Annotated in this window: 11 protein-coding genes; 5 read left to right on the forward strand and 6 right to left on the reverse strand. The window is 67.5% G+C overall.

Going from position 1 to position 8,998, the window contains the following annotated elements; translation table 11 throughout:
* The first annotated feature begins 67 nt into the window (after positions 1–67).
* Complete coding sequence (hemF, locus tag FFS23_RS15040) at positions 68–910, forward strand: oxygen-dependent coproporphyrinogen oxidase (RefSeq protein ID WP_137899241.1); 843 nt, start codon at positions 68–70, stop codon at positions 908–910.
* Entirely contained in the window at positions 901–1,485 is a 585-nt protein-coding gene (locus FFS23_RS15045) for a GNAT family N-acetyltransferase (RefSeq protein WP_137899242.1), read from the forward strand. Before hemF ends, FFS23_RS15045 begins: the two co-directional genes overlap by 10 nt.
* A gap of 300 nt (positions 1,486–1,785) precedes the next feature.
* On the opposite strand, the gene FFS23_RS15055 is transcribed toward FFS23_RS15045, so the two are convergent.
* Both FFS23_RS15055 and FFS23_RS15060 read right to left on the reverse strand, forming a co-directional pair.
* Positions 1,786–2,538 (reverse strand): hypothetical protein, encoded by a 753-nt coding sequence (locus FFS23_RS15055; RefSeq protein WP_137899243.1) that lies wholly within the window; start codon positions 2,536–2,538, stop codon positions 1,786–1,788.
* Positions 2,535–3,380 (reverse strand): DUF7847 domain-containing protein, encoded by an 846-nt coding sequence (locus tag FFS23_RS15060; RefSeq protein WP_137899244.1) that lies wholly within the window; start codon positions 3,378–3,380, stop codon positions 2,535–2,537. Before FFS23_RS15060 ends, FFS23_RS15055 begins: the two co-directional genes overlap by 4 nt.
* Positions 3,381–3,482: 102 nt before the next feature.
* On the opposite strand from FFS23_RS15060, the gene lipB reads away from it, so the two are divergent.
* The 3 genes from lipB (at position 3,483) to FFS23_RS15075 (ending at position 5,472) form a co-directional block, all read left to right on the forward strand.
* Positions 3,483–4,133 carry a lipoyl(octanoyl) transferase LipB gene (lipB, locus tag FFS23_RS15065; protein ID WP_137899245.1) on the forward strand — a complete coding sequence of 217 codons (651 nt, stop codon included), beginning with the start codon at positions 3,483–3,485 and terminating at the stop codon, positions 4,131–4,133.
* Positions 4,134–4,248: 115 nt separating this feature from the next.
* Positions 4,249–4,512 (forward strand): hypothetical protein, encoded by a 264-nt coding sequence (locus FFS23_RS15070; protein ID WP_037532936.1) that lies wholly within the window; start codon positions 4,249–4,251, stop codon positions 4,510–4,512.
* A gap of 186 nt (positions 4,513–4,698) precedes the next feature.
* A complete protein-coding gene (locus FFS23_RS15075) occupies positions 4,699–5,472 on the forward strand; it encodes a hypothetical protein (RefSeq protein ID WP_249340701.1) in 774 nt (257 codons plus the stop codon).
* A gap of 52 nt (positions 5,473–5,524) precedes the next feature.
* Here FFS23_RS15075 and queE read toward each other — a convergent pair whose 3' ends face one another.
* From queE to argF, 4 genes are all read right to left on the reverse strand, one after another.
* A complete protein-coding gene (queE, locus tag FFS23_RS15080) occupies positions 5,525–6,157 on the reverse strand; it encodes a 7-carboxy-7-deazaguanine synthase (RefSeq protein ID WP_137899246.1) in 633 nt (210 codons plus the stop codon).
* Between the two features lie 4 nt (positions 6,158–6,161).
* Complete coding sequence (queC, locus tag FFS23_RS15085) at positions 6,162–6,857, reverse strand: 7-cyano-7-deazaguanine synthase QueC (protein ID WP_137899247.1); 696 nt, start codon at positions 6,855–6,857, stop codon at positions 6,162–6,164.
* Between the two features lie 192 nt (positions 6,858–7,049).
* Positions 7,050–7,958, reverse strand: coding sequence for an Hsp33 family molecular chaperone HslO (hslO, locus tag FFS23_RS15090; protein ID WP_137899248.1), 909 nt, complete (start codon positions 7,956–7,958; stop codon positions 7,050–7,052).
* Between the two features lie 65 nt (positions 7,959–8,023).
* Positions 8,024–8,941, reverse strand: coding sequence for an ornithine carbamoyltransferase (gene argF / locus FFS23_RS15095; RefSeq protein WP_137899249.1), 918 nt, complete (start codon positions 8,939–8,941; stop codon positions 8,024–8,026).
* Positions 8,942–8,998: the final 57 nt, after the last annotated feature.

Below are 8,998 nucleotides of genomic sequence, written 5' to 3' on the forward strand. Positions count from 1 at the left end.
GCTTGCCAGCGATAGGCCGCGATGACCAGCGCTCGACTTCGCGACCGGCGCTTGCCACAAGCCCGCCATGCTGACCCTCGACGCCGAACAGACCGCCGCCCGCACCTGGTTCGAATCCTTGCGCACCCGCATCTGCACCGCCTTCGAGGCGATCGAGCGCGAGGCTGGCTCGGACGCGGCGTTCGACTATATCGCGTGGGACCGCACCGATCCGTCCGGCGCGCCCGGCGGCGGCGGCGTGCGCGGCGTCATGAAGGGCAAGGTGTTCGAGAAAGTCGGCGTCAACGTCTCGACCGTCGGCGGGCTGCTCGACGGCGAGTTCGGCAAGTCGATCCACGGCGCCGGCGACGATCTGCGCTTCTTCGCCACCGGAATCAGCCTCGTCGCGCACATGGCCAATCCACACGTGCCCGCGGTGCATATGAACACGCGCTTCCTCGTCACCACCAAACGCTGGTTCGGCGGCGGTGCGGACCTCAACCCGCCGCTGCCGGTCGCGCAGGACACCGACGACTTCCACGCGACGTTCCGCGCCGCCTGCGACGCACACGACCCGGCCTATTACCCGCGCTTCAAGGCGTGGGCGGACGACTATTTCTACATCCCGCACCGGCAGGTCCACCGCGGCGTCGGCGGCATCTTCTACGACCATCTCGAAGGCGATTTCGCCGCGAACCTCGCCTTCACCCAGGCGGTGGGCGAGGCGTTCCTCGACGTCTACCCGCGCCTCGTCCGGCGGCGGATGGCCGAGCCGTTCGGCGCGGCGGAGCTGGCGCAGCAGCGCGCGTGGCGCGGCCGCTATGCCGAGTTCAACCTCGTCTACGACCGCGGCACGCTGTTCGGCCTCAAGACCGGCGGCAATATCGACGCGATCCTGATGAGCCTGCCGCCGGTGGCGACATGGGACTGACGCCGGTCGCGCCCGGCGAGCTGGCGACGATCGTCACCACGCTGGAGATGACGCGCCGGCCGCCGCTGCGTCCGCTGCCCGCCTCGCCGCTGCGGCTGGTGCGCTGGGAGCGGCCGGAGCCCGACAAATACCGGCTGCTGTTCCGCCGCGTCGGCGGGCCGTGGCTGTGGTATTCGCGGCTCGCGATGGACGATGCTGCGCTCACTGCGATCGTCCACGATCCGCGGGTGCAGGTCTATGCCGCGGTCGATCCGGCGGGGGTCGAGATCGGCTTCGTCGAACTTGACGTCCGTCATGCCGGCGCCTGCGAGCTATCGTATTTCGGGCTGGTGCCCGAACTCGCCGGCAAGGGCCATGGCCGCTGGCTGATGGCCGAGGCGATGGCGCGCGCCTGGGCCCCGGGCGTCACCCGCGTCTGGGTGCATACCTGCACGCTCGACCACCCCTCGGCGCTCAACTTCTACCGGGCGCAGGGCTTCGTCGCGGTAAGGCGGACGATCGAGACCTTCCCCGATCCGCGCGCGCTCGGCCTGCTGCCGATCGATGCCGGCGCGCACATACCGTATCTGGCGTAGCGGATCGACGTTCGGGATGTGGGGCATTCCTACCCCGCCGGGGCAGGGCTATCGCATATGGACGCTCGTGCGACCCTGTCGCCTTCCCACTCACCCCGTCACCCCGGACTTGTTCCGGGGTCCACCCTGCGGCGAGGAGAAAGGCTTGATTCGACACCGTTCCCTCGCGGCCCGGTGGACCCCGGAACAAGTCCGGGGTGACGAATCCGATAAGGAAACCGATCGAGCCTCATCACCGCAGCGATATGCGATAATCCTGCCCTGAAGGGGGAGGAGTTACGGAATGTCGGTCGTAGCTGCCTACGCCGCGGGTATCGCCGACAGCCGGCGATAGGCGACGATCGCCACCAGTCCGCCGGCGAGCTGCGTCAGCATCGCGACGCCGGCGGCACAGGCATCTGCGATCGCGATGCCGAGCGGATTGCCGCCGCCCTCGCCGCCCAGATAATGCGACAGCAGCATGAACGGCTGCCCCGCCAGGATCGCGGCGAGATAGATGGTGACGATCGCGCCGAGCAGCCCCAATTGCCCGCGCCGCGTCATCCGCCACGACGCGCCGACCGCCTGCATCGCGCCGGTTTGCGGCTCGGCGAACAGCACCGGGCCGGCCAGCATGAAGCGGCTCATCAGCCACAGGCCGGGCAGCAGCAGCACGTACATCCCCGCCCCCGCCGGAATTGACACCACCACCATCGCGAGGATGAAGCGCGGAAAGCGCCGCGCCGCGCGCTGGATCGCCACGCCGAGCGTCGGCCGCTCGGCATCGAGGAACAGGCAGAAGAGGACCGCGAGGCCCAGATAGGTGATCGCATAGGCGCCGACCGAGCCGAGCCCGTAATCGCCGACCCAGCCGTCGAGCGCGGTCATCCACGCCTGTGCCCGCGCCTGCGTGTCGACGATCGTGTCGTCGGGCATCGGCAGCGGCGCGGTGAGCAGCAGCAGCGCATAAGTCGGCACGAAGAAGAACAGGCCGGCGATCCGCAACAGCAGGTCGGCATCGCGCCGGAACATCGCCCAGGCATCGCTCAGCAAGGCGGCGAGCGTCAGCCTCACGCCTGGACCTCGCCGAGCGCGGCCTTGTCGCGCAGCATCCGCTCGCGGGCGACCAGCGCCACGTAGAGTTGCGCGGAGAAGACGATCGCTACCAACGTCAGTGCCGCCGACACTGCCTGCGCCACCGCGGCGGCGAGCAACGCGACCGTCGCCTGCGCGTCGGCGCCGAGAATCAGGCGAAAAATCAGCCCGCTGACCGATTGCGCCGCCCAGGTGGCGATCATCAGCACGACGACGAACAGCAGCACCGTGCCGACCAGCCGCCAGGTGTGGCGGCGGGTCAGCCGCCAGCATCGGGCGACCGCGGCGACGGCCAGCCGTTCCTCCAGCACCACTGCATAGAGCGGCAGCAGCCGCGCGCCGACGAACAGCAACGCCAGCCCCATCGCCAGTGCATAGAGGCCGGCGAGCCCCGCGGCGCCCGGATCGGTCGGCGCCGTCGCGGTGCCCGCGGCAAGCGACCGATAGTCGAAGCCGGCGCGCAGCAGCAAAGCGATCGACGGCAGGAACGCCACGATCATCACCACCGCCAACACCAAAGCGACGAGCAATGCGGCAGGCAGGCGCGCACTGGCCTGTCGCATCGCCGCCGTCCGGTCGGTCGCGGGATCGGTCGAGGCGGCGATCATCGCGAGCTGCCCCCACACTGCGACGATCGCCGTAACGATAACGAACAGCATGCCGATCACTGCGGTGGCGGTCGAGGGAGCGGCGAAGCCGGTCCACGCCGCGTTGATCACCGCCGGCAGGAACAGGGTGAGCGCCGCGATGCCGGCAAGCATGCCGCCGCGTCCGTTCAGCACCTCGACGCTGCGGTCCCACACATTGCCCATCTTGACCATCCGGCACCCCTTCGCCCGCGTTTGCGATCGGTTAGCCCAAGCGTCCCGGCTTGGCCACTCGCCAACTTGCAAGCGCCCGGTCTCTGGCACACATGCACCGGCATGACCGAGATCGATGGTATCGAATGGCGGGTATCGCCGGGCCTGACGCCTTATGACGAGGCACTGGCGACGATGGAGGCACGCGCCGAGGCGGTGCTGGCGGGCGAGGCGCGCGAGCTGATCTGGCTGCTCGAGCATCCGCCGATCTACACCGCCGGCACCAGCGCCTCTTCCGGCGACCTGATCGATGCGCGCTTTCCGGTGGTCGCGACCGGACGCGGCGGCAAATACACCTATCACGGCCCCGGCCAGCGGATCGTCTATCTGGTGCTCGATCTCGGCAAGCGCGGCCGCGACGTGCGCTGCTTCGTCCATGGCGTCGAAGGCTGGGTGATCGCGGCGCTCGCCGAACTCGGCGTCACCGCCTTTCGCGCCGAGGGGCGGGTCGGCATCTGGACGCGCGACGGTGGCGCGGAGGCGAAGATCGGCGCGATCGGCGTTCGCGTGCGGCGCTGGATCACGCTGCATGGCCTCGCGGTCAACGTCGCACCCGACCTCAGCCATTTCAACGGCATCGTACCCTGCGGACTGCCCGATTTCGCCGTGACCAGCCTCGCCGATCTGGGCCGTGACGATCGTCTGGCAACCTTCGACGATGCTCTTGCGTTGAGCGCTCCGGCATTCCTCCGGTCCCTGTCTTGTCCGGCATAAACGCGTCGGATAGAATTCGAGGCTTGAGGGCTGGGCGTTATGCGATTAATGTCCACTGCGATTTGGGTATTAAAGGGCCAGCAAGCCGTCCAAATCCTATTCTAGGGAGCTTCCAATGCGTGCACTCATCTCCAAGGTCCTGACCGGCTCGCTGATCGCCGGCGCCGCTCTTGCGGTTTCGGCCTGTGGCCCGAAGACCGAAACGACCACCGACAACACGATGGTCACCGATATGAACACCACCGACGACATGGGCACCATGAGCGACAACATGACCGCCGTCGACGGCGCGTCGAACGGTGGCATGATGGCGAACGACACGATGATGTCGAACGACACCATGATGTCGAACGACACGATGACCACCAACGCAATGTAATCTCCCGTCAGGGATATTACGGTGGTGAAACGGCCGTCCGGGCAACCGGGCGGCCTTTTCTTTTGGTTCCAACGTTCTGGCGCATTTCATCCGATTTTATCGTGGATTGGCGCGATCGGGGATTGGGTCGGCCCGCGAAACCGTCTAGAATCGCCCGATAATAGCTTTTCGTGGGGATGACGAAAGATGACCGTGTTGCGTATCGCGCTGGCGCTTGGCGGCGCCGCGATCGGCCTGGCGGCGGCGGCGCCGGCGTCGGCACAATTCTACCTGCGCTCGCACGATTTCCGCGGCGAGGCAGTCAAGGGGCATGAGGACGGCCTCGGCCAGCCGCTGCCCGGCGCGACCGAGGCGGAGCTGCGCGCGGCGATGGCGTGGAGCGTCCGCGCCGCGCTGAACGTCGCCGCGCTGCAATGCCAGTTCGAACCGACGCTGCTCACCGTGCCCAATTACAATGCGGTGCTGAAGGACCATGAGGCAGAGCTGAAGAATTCGTTCGACACGCTCACCAAATATTTCATGCGCGTCAACAAGGCGCCCAAGGCGGGTCAGGCGGCGCTCGACCAGTTCGGCACGCGCACCTATTCCGGTTATGCGACCGTCGCGGCGCAGTTCGGCTTCTGCCAGACGGCGAGCGGCATCGGCCGCGACGCGACCTTCGTGCCGCGCGGCGGCTTCGGATCGTTCGCGATGGATCGCGTCCGTGAGTTGCGCAACAGCCTGACGCCCTATGGCGAACAGCATTTCCAGCGCTATCTCGGCCGCGACTATGCTTCGCAGCCGCGTCTCGACACGATCTGCTGGAACAAGAAGGGCGAATGGGTAGCCAAGAAGTGCGGCGTCTTCGCCTGGCCGCCGGCGAGCCCGACGGGAACGGCAGCGGTGCCTGCCGCCGCGACGGCCGCGACGGCCGCGACGGCGCCCACCGTGACGGCAGCTGCGGAAACCGCGCAGCGCTGACGGCAAATCCCCCCGGATCCGCTCCGGGGGGATTTGATGCTTTTGGAAGTTCCTAGCGCAGCCCCAGCAGCTTGTGCGTCTGCAACGACAGCCGCCATTGCGGGCGCTCCATCACCACCGCGATCGCCTCCTCGATGTTCGCGACACCACGGGCATCGTCCATCGGCTGCAACAGACGGTTGGCGAAATCCCAGCTCTCGACCTCGGCGATATCGGTCCCCGCCTGCGGCCAGACCAGCTTCAGCTCGTCGCCCGAGCGTTGCACCACGACGCTGCCCGCCTTGGGACTGACGCACACCCAGTCGATCCCCGGATGCACCGGCAGCGTACCATTGGTCTCGATCGCGATACGGAAACCGGCGTCGTGCAGCGCCTCGACCAGCGCATCGTCGATCTGCAACATCGGCTCGCCCCCGGTGAGGACGACGAAGCGGTCGCTCTGCCCCGCACCCCAGAAGCCCGCGACCGCCGCGACCAGGTCCGCAGCGTCGGCGAACTTGCCGCCGCCCAGCCCGTCGACACCGACGAAATCGGTGTCGCAGAACCGGCAGACCGCCGTGGCCCGATCCTGCTCGCGCCCACTCCACAGATTGCACCCGGCGAAGCGCACGAACACCGCCCGCCGCCCCGCATTCACCCCCTCACCCTGCAGGGTCAGGAACATCTCCTTGACGGCATAGCTCATGCGATCAGGGCCGAACGGCGTAGACCGTCGGATCGGCTATGCCCGCTTCCTCGAATCCCTTGGAGCGCAGCCGGCAACTGTCGCAGGTACCGCAATGGACCCCGCCCGGTGCCGGATCGTAGCACGACCAGCTGATCCCCATGTCGACGCCCAGCCGCTGGCCCTCGCGGACGATGTCGGCCTTGGTCATATGCTGCAGCGGCGCGTGGATCTTGAACGGTTCGCCCTCGACGCCCGCCTTGGTGGCGATCTCCGCCAGCCCTTCGAAGGCGTGGATGAATTCGGGGCGGCAATCGGGATAGCCCGAATAATCGAGCGCGTTGACGCCGATGAACAGGTCGCGCGATCCCGCCGCTTCCGCCCAGCCGAGCGCGAGGCTGAGGAAGATCGTGTTGCGCGCCGGCACATAGGTGACCGGGATCCCCTCGCCGACGCCGTCCTTGGGCACGTCGATGTCGTCGGTGAGCGCCGAGCCGCCGAACGCCGACAGGTCGAGCGGCAACACGATATGCCGCTCCGCCCCCAGCGTCGTCGCGACGCGCCGTGCCGCGGCCAGCTCGACGCGATGGCGCTGGTTATAGTCGATCGACAGCGCGAGCAGGCGATAGCCCGCTTCGCGCGCACTTGCGGCGGAGATCATCGAATCGAGCCCGCCGGAGACGAGCACGACGGCCAGAGGCCCTACGTTTTGCATGGTCATGATCCCCCCGGCGCTAGGCCAAAGCGGCGCAAAAGAAAAGGGCCGCGGGTAAGGCGGCCCTTGAAGGAGAGAGAAGCGATCGCTCCTCTGGGAGAAAAGCGTGCCGGTCATGAACAGGCACACCGCATGGCTAAGCGACCGGTATTAAAAGGAGATTAAGATGCCCGGCGGATATCCCTCCCGCCCTTTAGCTCAGGCGACCGGATCGGCCTCGGCCGGAACCGGGAATTTGGTCGCGCAGAAGGCGCAATCGACCTGGATGAACCCGCGTTCGTCCGCCATCTCGCGCCGTTCCTCCAGCGAGAATTTGGCGAGCACGCTCGCGATATAATCGCCGGTGCAGCGGCAGCCGCGCGACAGCGGGGTCGAGGCGAGCACGCGTACGTCGGGCTCCTCGTTAAACAGGCGCCAGACCAAAGTCTCCAGCGACAATGCGGGATCGGCGAGTTCGTCGACACCCATCGTCTGGCCGAGTGCCTCGACATGCTCCCATTCGGGGTGGTCGAGCCGGGTGTGCAGCCGTTCGCGACCAACCTCGCCTTCGGGCAGATGCTGGAGGAACAGGCCGCCCGCGACGGTGTGCTCGCCGTCGCGGGCGATGCCGACCCGGACGAGGCTGGGGATCTGCTCGGACTGGACGAAATAGCTCTGCGCCGCCTCGGCCAGCGTCTCGCCGTCGAGCGGGACGATGCCCTGATAGCGCTCGCCGGTCGCCGCGAGGTCAAAGGTGATGGCGAGATAGCCCTGACCGAACAGCGCGAACAGCGTCGGCTGCTCCGGCGCCGCGGCGAGCTTCTCGGCATCGAAATCGATATACCCGCGCACTTCCCCGCCGCGATAATCGCAGACGAGAAGCTGGACGACGCCGTTCTCGGTCCGCGTCTGCATGGTGAGCTGCGCGGTCGGGTCCTTGAGCGTCGAGCCGATCAACGCCGCCAGGGTCAGTGCCTCGGCGAGGAGGGCTTCGATTGCGGGGGGATAAGCATGTGATGCGAGGACGGCGTCGAGCGCGGGACCGAGCCTTACGACCCGTCCGCGCGCCGAGCGGGAGGGAATCGCGAACCCGAGCGCGCGATCGATATCGATGGGGGATTGTTGCATCGGCAGGAAATGGGATGGCGCGGTGGATGGGTCAAGTTACCCCCCCCGTTCGCCACGCCCCCGGATCAGCCGATCTGGCCGAAGACCCAGCGCAGCACCGCTTTCTGCGCGTGGAGGCGGTTCTCCGCTTCCTGCCAGATCAGCGACTGCGGCCCGTCGATCACCGCATCGACCACCTCTTCGCCACGATGCGCGGGCAGACAGTGGAGGAAGCGCGCATCGGGCTTGGCGTGCGCCATCAGGGCCTCGTCGACCTGATAGGGCATCATCGCGGCGAGCTTGGTTTCGGCATGCGCCTGGCCCATCGAGATCCACGTGTCGGTGACGATGACGTCGGCACCCTCCACCGCTTCCTGCGGCGAAGCGACGACGCGGGCACGGCCCTGCCCGCGCGCGACATCGGCCTCGGCTGGCATGAAGCCCTGCGGACAGGCGGCGGTGACGTCGAACTGCATCAGCCCGGCTGCCTCGATCAGCGAGGCGAGCACGTTGTTGCCGTCGCCGAGCCACGCCAGCTTGAGTCCGGGCAACGCCTTGCCGTCCTCGAGGATCGTCTGGAGATCGGCCATGATCTGGCAGGGGTGCGACTGGTCGGTCAGGCCGTTGATGACCGGCACGCTGGCGTAGCGGGCCATGTCCTCGACCTTGGCGTGATCGTCGGTGCGGATCATGATCGCGTCGACATAGCCCGACAGCACGCGCGCGGTGTCAGCGATGCTCTCGCCGCGACCGAGCTGCATCGAGCCTGCATCCATGACGATCGAGGTCCCGCCCAGTTGCCGGATCGCCATGTCGAAGCTGACGCGGGTACGCGTCGAATTCTTCTCGAAGATCATCGCGAGCACATGGCCGGCGAGCGGCGCGTCGGCATCGGCGCGGCCCTTGGGGAAGCCGGCACGCGCCGCCTTGCGGTCGATCGCATCGGCCAGCATCGCGGCGACGCCATCGGCGCCGGCATCGGACAGGTTCAGAAAATGACGCATTATAGTCCTCCCTCGCGCAGCGGAGAGCGGGACCTCGGCCGTCGGGCCGTGGTGGAG

It is taken from the genome of Sphingomonas sp. 2SG (genome assembly GCF_005503285.1).
In the GTDB taxonomy this organism is placed as follows: Bacteria; Pseudomonadota; Alphaproteobacteria; order Sphingomonadales; family Sphingomonadaceae; genus Sphingomonas; species Sphingomonas taxi.